This is a genomic window from Yimella sp. cx-51, assembly GCF_017654605.1.
Lineage (GTDB): Bacteria > Actinomycetota > Actinomycetes > Actinomycetales > Dermatophilaceae > Yimella.
In genome coordinates, this window is sequence record NZ_CP072113.1 from 354,686 (window position 1) to 372,697 (window position 18,012).

At 66.9% G+C, this 18,012-nt stretch carries 16 protein-coding genes; 5 read left to right on the forward strand and 11 right to left on the reverse strand.

Annotated features, from left to right (window positions below):
• Positions 1-43: 43 nt before the first annotated feature.
• The 11 genes from idi to J5M86_RS01760 form a co-directional block, all read right to left on the reverse strand.
• Positions 44-577, reverse strand: coding sequence for an isopentenyl-diphosphate Delta-isomerase (idi, locus tag J5M86_RS01710; RefSeq protein ID WP_188059797.1), 534 nt, complete (start codon positions 575-577; stop codon positions 44-46).
• Complete coding sequence (locus J5M86_RS01715) at positions 564-1,106, reverse strand: hypothetical protein (protein ID WP_188059796.1); 543 nt, start codon at positions 1,104-1,106, stop codon at positions 564-566. The genes idi and J5M86_RS01715 overlap by 14 nt, the downstream gene beginning before the upstream one ends.
• Complete coding sequence (locus J5M86_RS01720; RefSeq protein WP_188059795.1) at positions 1,103-2,212, reverse strand: glycosyltransferase family 2 protein; 1,110 nt, start codon at positions 2,210-2,212, stop codon at positions 1,103-1,105. Before J5M86_RS01720 ends, J5M86_RS01715 begins: the two co-directional genes overlap by 4 nt.
• Positions 2,205-3,575 carry a cytochrome P450 gene (locus tag J5M86_RS01725; protein ID WP_188059794.1) on the reverse strand — a complete coding sequence of 457 codons (1,371 nt, stop codon included), beginning with the start codon at positions 3,573-3,575 and terminating at the stop codon, positions 2,205-2,207. Before J5M86_RS01725 ends, J5M86_RS01720 begins: the two co-directional genes overlap by 8 nt.
• Positions 3,572-3,904, reverse strand: a complete 333-nt coding sequence (locus J5M86_RS01730) for a lycopene cyclase domain-containing protein (protein WP_188059793.1) — start codon at positions 3,902-3,904, stop codon at positions 3,572-3,574. The genes J5M86_RS01725 and J5M86_RS01730 overlap by 4 nt, the downstream gene beginning before the upstream one ends.
• A complete protein-coding gene (locus tag J5M86_RS01735; protein WP_188059792.1) occupies positions 3,901-4,242 on the reverse strand; it encodes a lycopene cyclase domain-containing protein in 342 nt (113 codons plus the stop codon). Before J5M86_RS01735 ends, J5M86_RS01730 begins: the two co-directional genes overlap by 4 nt.
• Positions 4,239-5,834 carry a phytoene desaturase family protein gene (gene crtI / locus J5M86_RS01740; protein ID WP_188059791.1) on the reverse strand — a complete coding sequence of 532 codons (1,596 nt, stop codon included), beginning with the start codon at positions 5,832-5,834 and terminating at the stop codon, positions 4,239-4,241. Before crtI ends, J5M86_RS01735 begins: the two co-directional genes overlap by 4 nt.
• Positions 5,831-6,661: a squalene/phytoene synthase family protein gene (locus tag J5M86_RS01745; RefSeq protein WP_244328419.1), complete on the reverse strand. Its 831-nt coding sequence runs from the start codon at positions 6,659-6,661 to the stop codon at positions 5,831-5,833. Before J5M86_RS01745 ends, crtI begins: the two co-directional genes overlap by 4 nt.
• Before the next feature lie 29 nt (positions 6,662-6,690).
• The gene (locus J5M86_RS01750) at positions 6,691-7,746 is read right to left on the reverse strand and encodes a polyprenyl synthetase family protein (protein ID WP_188059789.1); all 1,056 of its coding nucleotides are present in this window, start codon (positions 7,744-7,746) and stop codon (positions 6,691-6,693) included.
• Positions 7,747-7,801: 55 nt separating this feature from the next.
• On the reverse strand, positions 7,802-8,242 hold the full coding sequence (locus J5M86_RS01755) for a MarR family winged helix-turn-helix transcriptional regulator (RefSeq protein WP_208965080.1): 441 nt from the start codon (positions 8,240-8,242) through the stop codon (positions 7,802-7,804).
• Between the two features lie 127 nt (positions 8,243-8,369).
• Positions 8,370-9,218 (reverse strand): uracil-DNA glycosylase, encoded by an 849-nt coding sequence (locus J5M86_RS01760; RefSeq protein ID WP_188059787.1) that lies wholly within the window; start codon positions 9,216-9,218, stop codon positions 8,370-8,372.
• Between the two features lie 25 nt (positions 9,219-9,243).
• On the opposite strand from J5M86_RS01760, the gene J5M86_RS01765 reads away from it, so the two are divergent.
• From J5M86_RS01765 to J5M86_RS01785, 5 genes are all read left to right on the forward strand, one after another.
• The gene (locus J5M86_RS01765) at positions 9,244-11,733 is read left to right on the forward strand and encodes an HAD-IC family P-type ATPase (protein ID WP_244328420.1); all 2,490 of its coding nucleotides are present in this window, start codon (positions 9,244-9,246) and stop codon (positions 11,731-11,733) included.
• Positions 11,734-11,774: 41 nt separating this feature from the next.
• On the forward strand, positions 11,775-13,754 hold the full coding sequence (locus J5M86_RS01770) for an OPT family oligopeptide transporter (RefSeq protein ID WP_244328421.1): 1,980 nt from the start codon (positions 11,775-11,777) through the stop codon (positions 13,752-13,754).
• Between the two features lie 257 nt (positions 13,755-14,011).
• Positions 14,012-14,395, forward strand: coding sequence for a DoxX family membrane protein (locus J5M86_RS01775; protein WP_188059785.1), 384 nt, complete (start codon positions 14,012-14,014; stop codon positions 14,393-14,395).
• A 714-nt stretch (positions 14,396-15,109) separates the two neighbouring features.
• Positions 15,110-16,393: a glutaminase gene (locus J5M86_RS01780; protein ID WP_188059784.1), complete on the forward strand. Its 1,284-nt coding sequence runs from the start codon at positions 15,110-15,112 to the stop codon at positions 16,391-16,393.
• Positions 16,394-16,979: 586 nt separating this feature from the next.
• A complete protein-coding gene (locus tag J5M86_RS01785; protein ID WP_244328422.1) occupies positions 16,980-17,885 on the forward strand; it encodes a site-specific integrase in 906 nt (301 codons plus the stop codon).
• Positions 17,886-18,012 lie beyond the last annotated feature (127 nt).

Sequence of the window (18,012 nt, forward strand, 5' to 3'; positions counted from 1 at the left end):
CTCTGGAGCTCGCGCCCGGACCCGCGTCGACGAGGCAGTGGAGCTAGTCGATTTGCGCCGGTAGTTCCCGCACCTGCAGCTGGCACCACGGGCTCACCTCGCGCTGCCCGGCGAGCACTTCGTCGCGGAACTGCGTCCAGTCCTGCCACTCGTAGGCAGCCACCTCGTCCGGGTCGGCGTTGACGCTGGTCGGGTCGGCGCAGCGCGCCACGAAGACGGGGCACACCTCGTTCTCGACCGTTCCGTCGGCCATCACCGCGCGATAGCGGAATTGCGGGAGCACCGCGCGCAGGTCTTCCAGTTCGATGCCGAGCTCCTGCCGGACGCGGCGCCGCACGGCCTCCTCGACGGTCTCCTGCGGCGCCGGGTGGCCGCAGCAGGTGTTGGTCCAGCTGCCCGGCCAGGTCTTCTTGTGCAGCGCTCGCTGGGTGACCAGCAGACGTCCGGCGGGGTCGAGCACGTAGCAGGAGAAGGCCAGGTGCAGCGGCGTCTGGCTGTGGTGCACCTCGCTCTTGGCCGCGGTGCCGATCGGGTTGGCCTGCTCGTCCAACAGAACGACGAGCTCAGTTGTGGTCATGGTGTGGTCCTTCGATTCTTCGGGGTGTGGTGGCCTGCGCGCGGGATCGGCGGTCGATCAGCAGGGTGAGTCGCCCGCGGTTGTACCGCTGGACGGCGATGAACGGCAGGTTGATCGCGACTCCGTAGGAGATGAGCAGTGCGGACGCCAATGGCGGGTTCCAGAGCACGAACAACGGGCTGCAACCCATCGCAGCCCAGTGGCCGAGTTCGGCCCGGCGGGTCTCGCGGGCCATCAGTCGCAGCCCGTCCAGGTCGCGGGAGGGCAGCTGCCGTTTGCTGACGCCACCGGCGAAGAGGGCGCCCGCCTCGGGCAGCCGGTCTTTCCACCGGTGGATCCGCAATTGCTTCCGGTACCAACGGCCTTCGTCCTCGAAGGTGCGTGGACGCAGCAGCCACAGGTCTCGGTTCAGTGATCGTTCGTCGAGGCGGTGCACGGCGTATCCGGTGGCGGCGTGGAAGACGCCCCAGGCGGCGATGTCGAGCGCGATGGTGCGACCGTGTGGCCAGGTGACCAGACGCGTCCTCATGGCGAACCCTCCCGAAGATCAACCGTGCGGCCCCTCCAGCGAACACTGCGACGCAGCACCGTGTCGAGCGCAGATCGGGCGAAAAGCAGGTCGAAGACCATCAGCGGCACCGGGAAGAGCCCCCATGTCCACCAGGAGAAGGAGCCCAGACGAGCCAGAATGCTGCGCAGCTGGGCGGCCACGAGCAGCCATGCCGCACCCCAACCCAGCAAGCCCCACGTGGTCGGAGCAAGCAGGGTGGCGATCGTGCCGACGAGCACGATGTGGTGGGCGCAGATCCACAGGACGGCGGCCAACCCGGCCAGCGGATGGGTGGCGCCTGCTCCGGAGGCCATGTTCTTGATCCAGCCGGAGGCCAGCTGCCCGAAACCGTCCGGGTAACTGCGCATCGAGAGCTGGTCGCCGCCAGCGACGCAAGTGACCGGCAGGCCGGCTCGCTGATAGTTACGGGCAAGCGCGACGTCGTCGAGGATGTCGCTCCTGACGCCCTCGTGCCGACCGGCCCGCTCGTAGTCGTCCCGGCTGCTGATGAGGCACGGACCGAAAGCCATCGCCTCATTCGACGGCCGACCGGTGAACACGGCAGACGCCATCACCGACAGCGCATTGAAGTAGGCCGAGAACTGCTCGTGTGCACGCTGCACCCGGTGATAAGGCTGCACCGACACCAGGCCACCGTGTTGCTCCAGGAGTTCGACGAGTCCGGCGAGAGCTTCCGGTGCGAGGCGGGTGTCGGCGTCCAGGAAGACCACGACCTCGCTGGGGGACGCCGAAGCACCGCCCTCGCAGGCCCAGGCCTTGCCGGTCCAGCCGGAGGGTCGGCCGCTCGCCGCGAGCACCTGGGCGCCGGCGGACGCCGCGATGTGCGCGGTGTCGTCGTCCGACTCGTCGTCGACCACGATCACTGAATGCTCGACCGTCTGCTCCGCCAACGAACCGAGCAGCACGGGCAGCGAACGGGCTTCGTTCCGAGCAGGGATGATCGCGGCGATGCTGGGTCGGACGCCAGTTGCCTCGCCTGCGGGCAGGGTGCGGAAGTCGCGCAGCAGCAGCCAGCCGGCGATCAGGCCCACCACCACGAAGAACGCGGCGATCAGATCAAGCACTGCGAATCGGGTCTACTCGCAACGGCATTCCGCCCGACGGGTGCACCGCGACGCGGGTCTGGTGGGCGGGCCTGCGCCAACCGTCCGGCAATGAGATGCGGTGATCGCGCAGTAGTTCGGCGAGCACCACGACCATTTCGCCGATCGCGAACTCCCGGCCGATGCACAGGCGAGGCCCTTGCCCGAAGGGGATGTATCCCTGCCGCGGCGGAGTGGTGCCAAGGAAGCGTTCGGGGCGGAAGGTCTCGGCGTCGGGCCAGTCGGAGCGGCGCCGGTGCAGGATCCATGGGCTGATGATCGCCAGTGTCCCGGCCGGCAGGGTGATGCTTCCTCCGACGACCTCCTCCCCCCGGGAGCGGCGCGACAACGCCCAGGCCGGCGGGTAGAGCCGCAGCGTCTCGTCGATGACGGCGTGGGTCCAGGGCAGTTGGTCGCGCCCGGTCAGCATCGAAGGGTTGTGGTGCCCGGTGAGTTCGCTGCGCAGTTCTTGCTGCATCTGCGGGTGCTCGGCCAGCAGCATGAGGGTCCAGCTCAGGGCTGCAGCGACCGTCTCGTGGCCGGCGATCACCATGGTGATGAGCTCGTCGGTGATCTCCTGATCGCTCAGGCCGCCGTCGAGCAGGAGCCCCAGCAGGTCGTCGCCGTGCTGTCCGTCCGAGCTGCGTGCACGGCGGGCGGAGATGAGATCGGCGCAGATCGAGCCCATCGTGCGGCGTGTGCGGCGCAGGCGCAGGTTGGTGCGCGTCGGGGTCCACTGCGCACTCGGCACGACCGAGCGGCCTACCCGGACGATGAGTTCGGCGGCTGCGCTGGTGGCGTCCAGCAGGTCGTCGGTGCGGGACGACAGGTCGGTCGAGAACAACGCGCGGCCCACGGCGTCGAGGGCGACCCGGTGCATCAGGTCACTGAAGTCGACGATGTCGCCGTCGCTGCGCGGACCGAGTGTTTCGCCGAAGCAGTCACGCGCCGCATCACGCACCTGCTCGCCCACCGCGGCGAGGCGGTGGTGGTGGAACGCCGGTGCGGCGAGGCGGCGATGTTCGATCCAGTTGGGCTCGGCCGAGGCGAGCAACCCCGGGCCGGTCACTCGTGCCAGCGCGGCGTACTGGACGGTCTGCTTGCTCCAGTTGCGGGCCGAGGTCTGCAGGATCTGCCGCACATCCTGCGGGTCGTTGAAAAGCACGGCCGGACTGCCCGGGACCGGGAAAGCGACGGTGTCGCCGTACTGCCGGGTCACGCGGGAGAGGAAGGTGAGCGGGTCTCGTCGCACCGACCGGAAGACCTTGGCCATGTCGGCGGCGGTCGGCCCGTCGACCCCGATATCGGTGGGGGACAACGACTCCAAGCGCTCCTGCACGTTCATCGCTGCGCCTGGTCGCGACGTCCGAGCCAGGTCCAGACCACGCAGGTGAGCAGCACCAGACCGAATCCGAACGCGAGGTCCTCGACCGGCGCGTAGCCGATGCGGCCGTCGCCGAACATCGTCACCTTCTCGCTGCCGATGATCACGTCGGGGTTGTAGTTGACGATGCGGCGACCGGTCAGCCAGCCGTTGGTCAGCACCTGGAAGAAGACGATGATCGCGTAGGAGATCCACCAGACGGCGGTGGTGATGACGCGGGTGCGTGCCACCCAGAGGTCGAGGACCAGCACCACCACGACGCCGATCGCGGCAAGAGCGGTGTAGCTCATCGGGTCACCTCATCGGACGCGCCTTTTCGGCGCAGCACCGATCGCACGCCCTCGAGCGTGATGATCGTGACCAGCGGGATCACGATGAAGAAGGAGATCTCCTCCAGCGGCAGGTCGAGGATGCGCCACGGGAGGGTCTGGTCGTCGTCGAACCACCAGTGCCCGGCGTGGGTGACGATGAGATCCCAGACCAGGAACGGCGTGCCCGCGATCAGGATGCTCAGCAACACCCGGCGCCACTGCTTGGGCAGATCGAGTTTGAAGAGTGCGATCAACGGCAGCGTCGCGGCCAGGCAGAAGCCCAACATCGCTGCGTACGAGAGGTTTTCCCAGGTCATCCGGCGCTCAGTGTGCTCGCCGAATCGAGCGGAGTGGAGGAGTTGTCACCGATCAATCGTTTCAGCACCAGTTCGGCGCTGATCAGGCACATCGGCAGACCGACGCCCGGCACAGTGCTCGACCCCGCGTAGTACAGACCCTCGACCTTGGACGAGACGTTGGAGGGCCGCAGGAAGGCGCTCTGACGCAGCGTGTGCTCCAATCCGAGCGCGCTGCCCTGCCACGCGTTGAAGTCGTCGGCGAAATCGGCTGGTCCGATGGTGCGGCGCACGGCGATGCGCTCACGCAGATCGGGTACGTCCGCCCACGCGGCGATCTGGTCGATCGCGGCATCGACGGCCCGTTCGATGATCGGTGAACCTGCGCCGTCGTCCCCGCCGTGCCCGATCTCCACGTCGGACGGCACGGGGATGAGGACGAAGAGGTTCTCGTCGCCCTCAGGAGCGACGCTGGAATCAGTGCGTGACGGGGTGCAGACGTAGATGGACGCAGGATCGGGCACCTGCGCGTCCTTGCCGAAGATCTGCTCGAAGTTGCGCTTCCAGTCGGTGGTGAAGAACAACGAGTGGTGCGGCAGTTCGGGCACGCGTCCGGAGACTCCGAGTAGCGCGAGGACGGCACCGAAGCCCGGGTCGCGACGCTCCCACGACTTCTCCGGGTGCGACTGTTCGGAAGCCGGCAGCAAGGTGGTTTCGACGTGGTGCAGGTCGGTGGCGGCCACCACGATGTCGGCGTCGATCTGCTGCGCTGCGCCGTCTCGCAGGTAGTCGACTCCGCGCGCCTGAGGCGGTTTGCCCTCGGTGCGGATGGCGGTCACCTGCGCGCCGGTGTGCACCCGCACGCCGTGCTGCACCGCGAGCCGCTCCACCGCTTCGATCAGCCGGGTGAAGCCGCCGAGCGGGTAGAGCACCTGATCGCCGAGATCGAGACGGCTCATCAGGTGGTACATGCTCGGCGCCCGATCGGGGGAGGAGCCCAGGAAAACCGCGGGATAGCCCAGGATCTGGCGCAGCCGCACGTCCTTGAACCGGGCGGCGATGTGGCTCCCGAGTGACCGCGTGAGCAGCAGACCCAGCTTCGGGCTGCGGCGCAGCACGTCGAGTCCGAGAAACGAGGCCGTGGAGTCGAAGTTGCTGTAGAGGAAGCGCCGCAACGCCATGTCGTAGGTGTCCTGGGCCGACTCCAGATAGGCGCCCAGCTTGCGTCCGGCGCCCGGCTCGATCGTCTCGAAGAGTTCGGTGTTGTGCGCGACGTCGGGTCGGACGTCCACGGCTTCGTCGGCGTCCTGGAAGAAGACGCGATAGCTCGGGTCGAGGGTCACCAGGTCGAGTTCGGCCTCGACGGTGGTGCCGAGCAGTTCGAAGAAGTGCTCGAAGACCTCCGGCATGAGCCACCACGAGGCGCCGGTGTCGAAGCGGAAGCCGTCGCGTTCGTAGCTGCCGACCCGCCCACCGAGCTCATCGTTCTTCTCCAACAGGTCGACGCTGAACCCACGAGAGGCCAGTAGAGCAGCCGTCGCCAGGCCCGCGATGCCGCCGCCGATCACCACCACCGACTGCTGCTCGTCGGGGGCTGCGTATTCGGTGTTCATCGGCGGTCCTTATAACGAGAGCTGGCGGCGATTCGGAGCTTCACCGGGTTGGGCACCCGCACGCGCTGGCGGCGGATCTGCTCGGCCGGGGTGGCACGCAGTCGAGCGGCCAGTTCGGCGAAGGTGTCGTGGGCGGCTCGCACGGCCGGACGGCTGCTGCCCGGGAGCCCGGGGATCACCGCGTTGGCCGCTGCCAGATCGGCATCGATGTCGTCGAGGATGCGGTCGCGGTCGGCGTCCTGGAAGTTGTCGGGGTCGAGACCGGGGAAGTACGAGCGGTGCAGCAGGTCCTTGTCATCGGCCAGGTCGCGGATGAAGTTGATCTTCTGGAACGCGGCACCCAGGCGTTGCGCTCCGGGGGCGAGACGTTCGTAGTCCTTCACCTGATCGAGCTGCTCGGCGGCGATGAACGTGCGCAGACACATCAGCCCGACCACTTCGGCCGAACCGTAGACATAACGGTCGAAGGTCTCGGGGGTGTGGGTGGTGCGGTGAAGGTCCATGCGCATCGACTCGAAGAACGGGTCGATCAGTTCGTGCCCGATGCCGCATTCGCGGGCGGTGAGGGCGAAGGCGTGCACCACGAGGTTCGAGCTGTATCCGGTGAGCAGGGCGTGGGTGACGTCGTCCTGCAGCCAGGTGAGCATGCGATCCCGGGCATCCACTGGCACACCAGGATCGGGATTGTCGACGATCTCGTCGGCGATCCGCACCAACGCGTAGGCGTGGGCGACATGGATGCGCACCGGCTTGGCCAGCAGCCGCGACGCGAGTCCGAAGGAGGTGGAGTAGTTGCGGATGACCAGCGAGGCGCTGGCCGAAGCCACTGAGGCGTAAAGGTTTTCGGGTGCCGCGCTCAAGCTGCTGCCCCGTCCACCAGCAACGAAAGACCCTCGGTCACCGGCGTGGGCAGAGCGCTCGGCAAGCCGAGAAGCTCGATCTCCGACGCCGCCAGGGCGAGTTCGCGATGCACGGTGTCCTCCACGAATTGGCGCGAGCCGCTGATGGTGAGCAGGTGCCGTGCTCGGGCGAGTTCGGCATCGTCCAGGTCGCGACCGAGGTAGTGCTCGATCTGCGGCCACTGCTGGGTGTTGCGGGCGTGCACCAGCAACGGTGTCTGCTTGCTGGTGCGTAGGTCGCAGGTGGCGCTCTTGCGGGTCAGGGCAGGATCGCCGAAGACACCAGCGAGATCGTCGACGAGTTGGAAGGCCGTGCCCAGGCTGCGTCCGAGCGCGCCGCAGCGACGCACCGTCTCCTGGTCGGCCCCGGCCAGCAGCGCGCCGGCCTTGAGCGGTAGCGAGAAGGAGTAGGCGCTCGTCTTCTGTTGCGCCATGCGCAGGCTCTCGGCCATCGAGCCCGAGCCCAGATGCAGCGAGAGCCGGACGTCGGCGTACTCGCCTGCGGCGGTGGTGTGCAGTGCCTCGTCGAAGTGGTCGAGCAGGGTCAGCAGCAGATCACCCGGCAGATCGGTGGTGGCGACGGCTCGCACTGCGGCCGAGAGGGCCAGATCGCCCACCAGGATGCCGGCGGTGATGGACAACGTGGCCGCGCCTTCGTCATCGGCGCCCTGGGCGCCCGCCCAGGTGCGGAAGGCGCCGCTGACGTTGGGTCGTCCGCGGCGGATGTCGTCGCCGTCGATTACGTCGTCATGGATCACGAATGCGGTGTGCAGCAGCTCGATTGCCGCGCCTACCTGCACAGCCTGGTCGGTGCGTGCGCCACCGAAGGCGTCATGAGCTTGGAGGACGAGGATCGGGCGAAAGCGCTTGCCGCCAGCAGCGGCGTCCCCCAGCGCGTCCCACAACACGGTGTGGTCAGGGTTGACGGTCTCGGTGCGTGCGCGACCCTCACGCAGCAGGCGGGCGAGGGCGTGATCAACGGCTTCGGCGTCTGTACGCGCCGGATCGGTCATTCGTCACTCCCAGGGCTCGACCTGTCGATTCCTGATTATTCCATCATAGAAACAATCAGGATGTCGGACGTGACCCTCCTGCCGCCATGAATGCGTCGTGGATCTCGGTCAGCATCCGGGTGAACGCCTCGACCTGCTCGGGGTCATGATCGGCCAATACCGCATCAAGTGCCGTATTCACCTGTTCGAACTGAGAATTGCTGTGCTGCAACGCAGTTGGCGTTGCGCGGATCAGCACCCGCCTGGCGTCCACCGGTGAGGTGGAGCGCTCGGCATGGCCCGAGGCAACCAACCGATTCACCAGCGCGGTGGTCGCCGGAGGGGAGAGGCCGAGGGCGCGGCTGAGCTCGGTGGAGCTGACGCCCTCGGGCTCATTGCGCAGGACGCCGATGGCGTGCACATTCGTTGCGGGTACGCCGAGGTTGCGCGCGACCGTGTTGACGTGTTGGTCAGAGACCAGCGCGATCTGCCGCAGGAGTTCGTGGATCTCGCGCATCATCGCCTTTCTGGTCTCGGGGGTGGTGACGATTCTTGCACCGCGACCGGCGTCATCTCGTCTGTCGGATGCATCGATCGGGGAGGAGCCCGTGGGCTCCTGGGCCTGCTGATTGCCGTGCGTCAGGTCAGCCCGCGTCGGAGTCGTCCACCCGCAACTCGGCAATGGCGGCGTCCAGCATGGGTTCGGTGAGCTTGCCGGTGAAGGTGTTCTGCTGGCTGACGTGGTAGCTGCCCACCAGCTTCACCTCGCGAGTTCCGTTGCGCAGCAAAGTAGTTGCGGCATGGCCGAACTTCGGCTGCGGTCGCGGCACCTCCCAGCCGAGCCGGCGCGCGGCAGCCAGGGTGGCGTCCCAGGCGAACGACCCGAGGGCGAAGATCGAGTGCAGGTGCGGCTGCGCCAGTTGCAGGTCGCGATCGAGCCACGGGGCGCAGGTGATGCGCTCGACGGTAGTGGGTTTGTTGTCCGGAGGGGCGCAACGCACGGCCGAGACGATCCGTAGGTCGAGCAGTTCGAGTCCGTCGCCGGCGTGCTCGGACGCCGCCTGACTGGCGTAACCGGCACGTTGGAAGGCGGCGTAGAGCCAGTCGCCCGACCGGTCGCCGGTGAACATGCGGCCGGTGCGATTGGCGCCGTTGGCCGCCGGGGCGAGCCCGACCACGAGCACCCGGGCTTTCGGATCGCCGAAGCCTGGCACCGGACGTCCCCAATACGGTTGCGCAGCAAAGGAAGACCGCTTGGTCTCGGCGACATCCTCGCGCCATTCCACCAGTCGCGGGCAGGCCCGGCAGACCGAGATGCGGGCGTCCAATTGTGTTTGTCGGGGCGACGATTGGGCCAGTGCAGCCACCTGCTCGGCATGGCACGCGATCGGTGTGCGCGCAGTGGCGACGTCGCCTGGCCAGCCGCGACCGGGCGGCACCGGGGACGCGAAAGGCTCACCCGTGACCGGGTGCGGCAAGGGCTCGGACGACATGGCGCCATTGTGGCCGAGGACTCATGTGACTGAGCCCAACCCGGCCTTTACTCCGGACGTCCAGACCGTGATCAAGGTTGTGGGAGAGGATGACCGCGTGACGACGACGCAGATGGCGGCGGGCCTGACCAGTGCCCAGGTGCAGGAACGGGTAGCGCGCGGGGAGGTCAACGAGTCACAGGACCAGAACTCACGTTCGGTCGCCGACATCCTGCGGGTCAACATCTTCACCCGTATCAACGCCATTCTCGCGGTGCTCTTCGCGCTGGTGCTGGTCACCGGCTCCTACCGCAACGGGCTGTTCGGTCTGCTCATCGTCATCAACAGCGGCATCGGTATCGCCCAGGAACTTCGGGCGAAACGGACGCTGGAGAAGCTCACGATCGTCGGTCAGGCGACCGTCGAGGTGGTGCGTGACGGCGCCACCACGAGGATCCCGACCAATCAGATCGTGGTCGACGACCTGGTCGAACTCGCGCCAGGTGATCAGATCGTGGTCGACGGGCAGGTAGCTGCTGCAGTCGAACTCAGCGTCGACGAGTCACTGCTGACCGGTGAGGCGGATGCCGTCGCGAAGCACCCGGGCGACACCCTGCGATCGGGCAGCTTTGTGATCGCCGGTTCCGGATCGATGCATGTCACCAAGGTGGGCGCCGATTCGTACGCCGCCAAGCTCGCCGCAGAAGCGGGCGCTTTCAGCCTGGCGAAGTCGCAGCTACGGGCGGGCATCGACCAGATCCTGAAGGTCATCACCTACCTGCTGATTCCCGCGGGCATCCTGACGATCGTCAACCAGTTGCTGCTCGCCAAGCAGGATTGGCAGCGCGGACTGCTGGGCATGGTCGCCGCGCTGGTGCCGATGGTGCCCGAAGGGCTGGTGCTGCTCACCTCTGTCGCGTTCGCCGTCGGTGTCATCCGACTCGGACGCCGGCAATGCCTCGTCAACGAGCTGCCGGCCATCGAAGGCTTGGCCCGGGTCGACGTCGTCTGCACCGACAAGACCGGCACCCTCACCGAGCTCGGTCTCACCCTTGACCGTGTCGACCAGGTGGGGCAGGAGCCGGTCGCCGACGCGCTGGCCGCACTCGGGGCCGCAGACCCGCATCCGGACGCGACCGTCCAGGCGATCCACGAAGCCCATCCGGGCAACCCCGGCTGGACGGTGACGGCGGTCGCGCCGTTCAGCTCGGCCAAGAAGTGGTCGGGCGTCTCGTTCGAGGGCAACGGCAACTGGCTGCTCGGCGCGCCCGACATCCTGCTCGACCCCGAATCGCCGGTCGCCGAGCAGGCTCAAGAGGCCGGATCGCAAGGCGCTCGCGTGTTGCTGGTCGCCACCTCCGACCGGGCGGTCAACGCAGCAGGAGCTCCCGGCGTGGTCACTGCGCAGGCGCTGCTCATCTTCGAGCAACGAGTGCGACCGGACGCCCGCGCCACCATCGAGTACTTCCACCGTCAAGGCGTCCAGGTGAAGGTGATCTCTGGCGACAACGCGGTCAGCGTCGGAGCTGTGGCGGCATCGCTGGGCATCGGCTCCCCGCAGACCGCGGTCGATGCACGCACGCTGCCCGAGGGTGGGCCGGAGTTCATCGAGGCCGTGGAGAAGGGTGTCGTCTTCGGTCGGGTGCGCCCCGACCAGAAGAAGGCGATGGTCGACGCGCTGCAGGCCAAGGGCCACGTCGTGGCGATGACCGGTGACGGCGTCAACGACGTGCTCGCGCTGAAGCAGGCGGACGTCGGTGTGGCGATGGGCAGCGGCAGTTCGGCGGCCCGCGCGGTGTCGCAGATCGTCCTGCTCAACAACAAGTTCGCCACGCTACCCTATGTCGTGGCCGAAGGTCGACGCGTCATCGGCAACATTGAGCGCGTCGCCCATCTCTACCTCACCAAGACGATCTACGCGGTCACCCTCGCCTTGCTGGTGGGCCTGCTCGGCCTGAGCGCGCAGGCGCTGCACACGCCCGAGGTGTCGTATCCCTTCCAGCCGATCCACACCACCATCGCGGCGTGGTTCACCATCGGCGTGCCGTCCTTCGTGCTCTCGCTCGCGCCCAACCACGACCGGGCGCGCGACGGATTCGTCCGACGGGTGTTGCGACTCGCGGTGCCCTCGGGTCTGGTAGTTGCTGCGGTGACTCTCGCCTGCTACCTGCTGGTGCGTCCCGATGGTGCCAGCGGCGCCTCCGTGGGCGCTGGCGCCTCGTCGATGTCGGCAGCGCATCAGCAAGCAGCCACTGCCTGCCTGGTGGCGATGATTGGTGCGTCGTGGTGGGTGCTGGTGCTCGTGGCCCGGCCGCTCAACCGTTGGCGCCTCGCGCTCGTCGCGCTCTGCCTCCTCACGTACGTGCCGTTGTTCCTGCTGCCCTTCACCCAGGAGCAGTTGCTGCTCGACCCGTCCAACACCCGATCGATGGCGATCGGTATCGCGCTCGCGGTGACCGGGATGGTGCTCATCGAGTTGCTGCACCGCAGGGTGTCGCGGTCGGTCGAAGCGCCGGAGAAGGCCGAACATCCCTGACCGGAATTCATCGTGAAGCGATGCTGTGGCATCGTGGTGCGGTGGAACAATCTTCGGAATCGAAGTCATCGACCGGTGCCGCCGTCCGCGAACTCACTCTTCGTGGCGTCGTCATCGGCGGTCTCATCACGCTGGTCTTCACCGCGGCGAATGTCTACCTCGGCCTGAAGGTCGGGCTGACCTTCGCGACGTCCATCCCTGCGGCGGTCATCTCGATGGCGGTGCTGCGTTACTTCGCCGATCACTCGATCATCGAGAACAACATCGTGCAGACGATCGCGTCGGCAGCGGGCACGTTGTCGGCGATCATCTTCGTGCTGCCCGGCCTGGTGATGATCGGCTGGTGGAGCGGCTTCCCGTACTGGACCACCGCCGCCGTCTGCGCGGTCGGCGGAATCCTCGGCGTGATGTATTCGATCCCGCTGCGGCGGGCGCTGGTCACCGGTTCTGATCTGCCCTATCCCGAAGGCGTCGCCGCGGCCGAGGTGCTGAAGGTCGGTGACAGCAGCGAGGGCGCGCAGGAGAACAAGCGCGGCCTGCGCGTCATCGTCGTCGGTGCGCTCTCGGCAGCCGGTTTCTCCCTGCTGGCGGCCTTCAAGGTGATCGGCAACACCCTGGAGAAGACCTTCCGGGTGGGCTCCGGCGGCACGATGGTCGGCTCAAGCCTGTCGCTCGCGCTGATCGGGGTGGGTCACCTCGTGGGAATGTCGGTGGGCGTGGCGATGATCGTCGGACTGCTCATCTCCTACGGCGTGCTGCTGCCCACGCTCTCCTCGGGTGAAGTGCCCCGCACCGGTGACATCACCGATGCCGTCGGCACGGTCTTCTCCCAGGACGTCCGCTTCATCGGTGCCGGTGCGATCGCGGTGGCCGCCGTCTGGACCCTGCTGAAGATCATCGGTCCGATCATCAAGGGCATCAAGGACGCCATCAGCTCGGCCGGTGCCCGCCGCAGTGGGCAGGAGGTGCCGCTCACCGAGCGCGACATGCCGATCACTGTCGTCGGCGGAGTGATTCTTGCGTCGATGGTGCCGATCGGCGTCCTGCTCTGGGGCTTCGTGCAGGACACCGTGATCGCCGACCACGTCGGTGGTCTGATCGCGGTGAGCGTGCTCTTCGTGCTGCTCATCGGCCTGGTCGTCGCGTCGGTGTGCGGTTACATGGCCGGTCTCATCGGCGCCTCCAACTCACCGATCTCCGGCGTCGGCATCCTGGTGGTGCTGGCCGCAGCGCTGCTCATCAAGGCCACCCACGGCGGGGACGCTTCGCAGACCACGGCGCTTGTGGCGTATACCTTGTTCACCTCCGCCGTCGTCTTCGGTGTCGCGACGATCTCCAACGACAACCTGCAAGACCTCAAGACCGGCCAGTTGGTCGGGGCCACCCCGTGGAAGCAGCAGGTGGCGCTGGTCATCGGCGTCATCTTCGGATCGCTGGTCATTCCGCCCGTGCTGCAGTTGATGAAGACCGGATTCGGTTTCGCCGGTGCGCCCGGGGCCGGGCCGGACGCGCTCGCCGCACCCCAGGCGGCGCTCATCTCCTCGCTCGCCAAGGGAGTCTTCGGCGGCTCGCTCGACTGGGGCCTGATCGGCATCGGCGCACTCATCGGTGCCGGGGTGATCGCCGTCGACGAGATCATCAGCCGCATTACCCGCTTCAGCCTGCCGCCGCTGGCCGTCGGGATGGGCATGTACCTTCCGATCGCGCTCACCCTGATGATTCCGATCGGCGCCCTGCTCGGCATGTTCTACGACCGGTGGGCCGGCCGTTCTCGCGACCCCGAACGCGCCAAGCGCTTCGGCATCCTGCTCGCCACCGGACTCATCGTCGGCGAGAGCCTCTTCGGCGTCCTCTTCGCCGGCGTCGTCGCGGCCACCGGTGAGGAATCACCGCTGGGCCTGGTCGGTGACGGCTTCGCCGGCACAGCTCAGTGGCTGGGTCTGATCGCGTTCGCGGTGTTGGTGGGGCTGCTCTACCAGTGGACGCGGCGCGTGGGAGCGTCCGCCGAGGCTGCCCGGTAGTCATGTCTTGCCCGCTCGTCCGCGTGCGCGGTTGGTAGCCGCGTCCGGTGGCGGGCTCGCGCGTCCCAGTGCAAACGCGGCCTTTGTTGACAGGTGCGGTAGCTGCAACCGCCGCGTTTGCAAAGAGCTGCCGCAGATCTTGCTGGAACTGCCGCGTTTGTGCTGGCGGCTGGCCTGGTCCGGCAGGACGATTCAGCGCCGCCGCCGCTCGCAGCCGTTAGGTTCGAATGACTACCCGCCGTTGTTCGGAGTCAGCCATGTCAGCACCTCGCACGATCGCTCGTCTCGCCCTCGGTTCGATGCTGGCATTCGCCGGCACCGCCCACCTGACCTTCGCTCGCCAGGACTTCCAGGCGCAGGTGCCCGACTGGTTTCCTGCCGACAAGGACGCCGTCGTCCTCGTCTCGGGTGTGGTCGAGATCGTGCAGGGCATCGCGCTGATCAGTGGTTGGCGACAGCGGACCGTCGGACGCGTCGTGGCCCTCTTCTTCATCGGCGTCTTCCCCGGCAACATCTCCCAGTTCCTTGAGCAGAAGGACGCCTTCGGTCTCGACACCGACACCAAGCGCGCTGTCCGGTTGGCCTTCCAGCCGCTGCTCGTCGCCTGGGCGCTCTGGGCCACGAACCGAAAGGACGACTGACCCGCGCCAGCGACGCTCGCCCGATCCGCAAACGCGGCACTTGTTAACACACGCGGTAGCTGCAACCGCCGCATCGGTGAATAGCCGCCGCAGATCTTGCTGTAAACGCCGCGCTTGCGTCGCGGCCGGCTGACTGGCTTGACGACGTTGCGGCGCAGGTCGGCCGCGCCGCCGCTCTCCAACTGGATGCTGCCTTCGACGCGGCTGTCGAGCACCTGGACGCGGGTGTGCCCCTGCGACTGGATGCTGCCACCGACGGTCGCGCTGCGGACGACGACCGTCGAGTTGGTGCCGATGTCGATGTTGCCCTTGATCCGGGTGCCGGTCAGGGTGCAGGTGGCGCCGTCCGGCACCTTCACGTTGTCGAGGTTGATCGCGCCGATCGAGGTGCGGCAGGTGTATTCCTCGGCTTTGGCTTCGGGAGCTGTCGCCACGGCCAGACCGCGGTGGCGACAACGGCTGCCACTGTTGCAGGGACAAAACGCATGGTTCCTCCATGGTGAAATGCCTTCGGCTCCGCCAGTCGGTGCCGACAGTCACAGACCGTAGGGAGTCTCTGTGAACCTGCCATGAAGCGCTGATGAGAGCGTCTTCAGGATGGCGAGCGAGTGCAGCGTCCGGCGCAGCGGAGCAGGATTCGGGACGTCGCAGATCGTGCTGGTACGAGGGCGCGGAAGGGTCGGACGCCTGATCCCGCCCTCTACGGTGGAACCTGTGAAGACACCGGTGCCCGATTACCTCGAGGAGATTCTGCGCTCCTGTTCCGACGACACCAGCGGCGCGCTCGCCGATTACATCCCCGAACTGGCCGGGGTCGATCCTGACCAACTGGCTGTGGCGCTGTGCACGACGGACGGCACCGTCTACTCCGCCGGAGACGCCGACAACTGCTTCACGATCCAGTCGATCTCCAAAGCGTTCGTGTATGCCCTGGCGTTGCAGGAGCACGGGGTGGACGCCGTCCTGGAGCGGATCGGGGTGGAGCCCAGCGGTGAGGCGTTCAACGAGCTGTCGCTGGAGGAGGGCTCAGGGCGGCCGCTCAACCCGATGATCAACGCCGGCGCACTGACCTGCCACGCACTGATCGGTGGACTCGACTGTGACCCGGACGAGCGCTTCGAGAAGGTGCGAGCGGGCCTGTCTGCCTTTGCTGGTCGCCAACTCGAGGTGGACGAGGAGGTCTACGCCTCAGAGCTGGCGGACGCCTACCGCAATACCGCGATCGCCAACATGTTGCGCTCGTACGAGGTGATCGACGGCGACCCGACGGATGTCGTCCGGGGCTACATCCGGCAGTGTTCGCTGCGGGTCACCACACCCGATCTCGCCAGGATGGCGGCAACCTTGGCCAACGGGGGAGTGCAGCCGTGCACCGGCGAGCGCGTGGTCGATGTCGACGTGGTGCGTCAGGTGCTGAGCGTGATGATGACCTGCGGCATGTACGACGCTGCGGGTGACTGGATGACCAACTGCGGGTTCCCGGCCAAGAGCGGCGTCAGTGGCGGCATTCTCGGCGTTCGCTCAGGGCAGGTCGGGCTGGCCACCTTCTCGCCACGGCTGGACGACCACGGCAACAGTGTTCGTGGAATCACGTTGTGTCGCAGGATTTCTCGCGACATGGGCCTACACATCATGGAGGGGCTGGACGAGTCGAGGTCGGCCCTGCGGCGTGATCGTCGACTGCGAACACCGAGCGGGCGCATCGTGCGCATTCTCAGCTTGCAGGGCGATCTGCGGTTCAGCGGCGCGGAGTTGGTGTTGCGGGAGATCGCCGAGGACGACACCGATCTCGAGCGACTCGTGCTCGATCTGCGGCGGGTCTCATCGATCGACCGCGTGGCCGGCGTCATGCTCGCCGAAGGACTGCGACGCGTGCGCGAGGACGGCAGTCAGGTCACCCTCGCCGACCCGGAGCGCGTGCTGCGGGTGCCGGACGACCATCCGACGCCAGATCGCGTGGAACGCCTCGATGAGTACCGAGACCTTCCACGCGTCTGACGTGTCAGTCGGTGGAGCAACTGGAGGATCATCCCTGGTGATTCTTGCGCGCCATCACTGCCTTGCTGCCCGAAGCACGCCTTGCTTGCTATAGCACGCAAGAGATGGATCGGAGAGCAAGGCATGGGATGGCGAGCAAGAATAGAAAAACCGGCCCTGACCGCGTTTCCCGCAGGTCAGAGCCGGTTTTCCACGATGTCGGGGTGACAGGATTTGAACTGTTCACTCGCCAGATTTACGCTTGGCTCTGATCTGCACCGTAGGCGTCTGACCTGCGGCGTTGTAGACTCTAACGCGTGAGAGTCAAGGGCACAAGAGGACACGACGACACGCAAATTATGCCCGGATTATGTCCAGATGTGTCCGCGAACGGCATGTCATGACGCGGGCGAAGCGAGACTTCGGGACGATCCGGAAGCGTGCCAACGGGCGCTACCAGGCCTACTACATGGGTCCGGATCAGGGCTTTCACCGCGCACCGTCGACCTTCCAGGCGAAGTCCGACGCAGAGGGATGGCTCGCTGCGGAGCGGCGGCTTATCCAGAACGACGAGTGGACCCCGACGAAGTCACGGCGCGCGAAGGTTGTGCGCGCCATCGAAGCGTTCGCGCCGTACGCCGAGACGTGGCTGGAGCAGCGTGACATCAAGACCCGCACCCGGGCGCTCTATCGCCGGCAGCTCGATCGCTTCCTGCTGCCGGAGTTCGGGGACATGTCGCTGCGTGACATCACTCCTGCTGTCGTGCGCAGTTGGTACAGCGGTCTTGACCCGAACCATCCAACGCAGCGCGCGCACGTGTATTCGTTGCTTCGCGCGATCCTCAACGAGGCGGTGCGCGACGAAATCATCAGCCGGAACCCATGCAACATCCGAAGTGCCAGCGTCACGAAGCGGCAGATCACGATCGACCCTGCGACGCCGGAGGAGATCAAGGCGCTGATGGCCGAGATGCCGCAGCGGTACCACGCGTTCGTCCTCATCGGCGCATGGTGTGGGCTTCGGTTTGGCGAGATGTCCGAGTTGCGGCGGAGGGACATCGACCTGGTGAGCGGCGTAATTCACGTGCGTCGCGCAGTCGTCTGGGACGGTGGGGAGCCGGTCGTCGGGCCACCGAAGAACGGCCTTGGACGGAGTGTGACGATGCCGCCGCACATGGTCGAGCTCGTCGCTGTGCATATCGAGAAGTTCGCGGCGCCTGGCCCAGACGGGCTGCTGTTCCACGCGATGAAGGATCCGAGTCGTCAGGTGGGCTCGAACACTGTTCGGCGGCACTGGATCAAGGCGCGCAACGCCGTGGGCCGACCCACTATGCGGGTCCACGACCTCCGGCACAGCGGCGCGGTGCTCGCAGTGCGGGCGGGTGCCACGGGCAAAGAGACTCAAGACCGCCTGGGCCACCTCAGTGCGGGCGCAGCCGATCGCTATCAGCATGCGGCGCGAGGGCGGGACGCCGAGATCGCGAAGAAGCTGTCTGAGCTGGCTGGGTATTGAGCCAATTGACCGGGTTGTGTTGAGGCGGGCTGCGCATAGGCGAAATGACGCAGGAACGACGGCTTTGGGTTCGTGACTGGGGAACCGCCGGTTGACCCAGTTGGTTGCGCGACAAGGCGTGCACCGC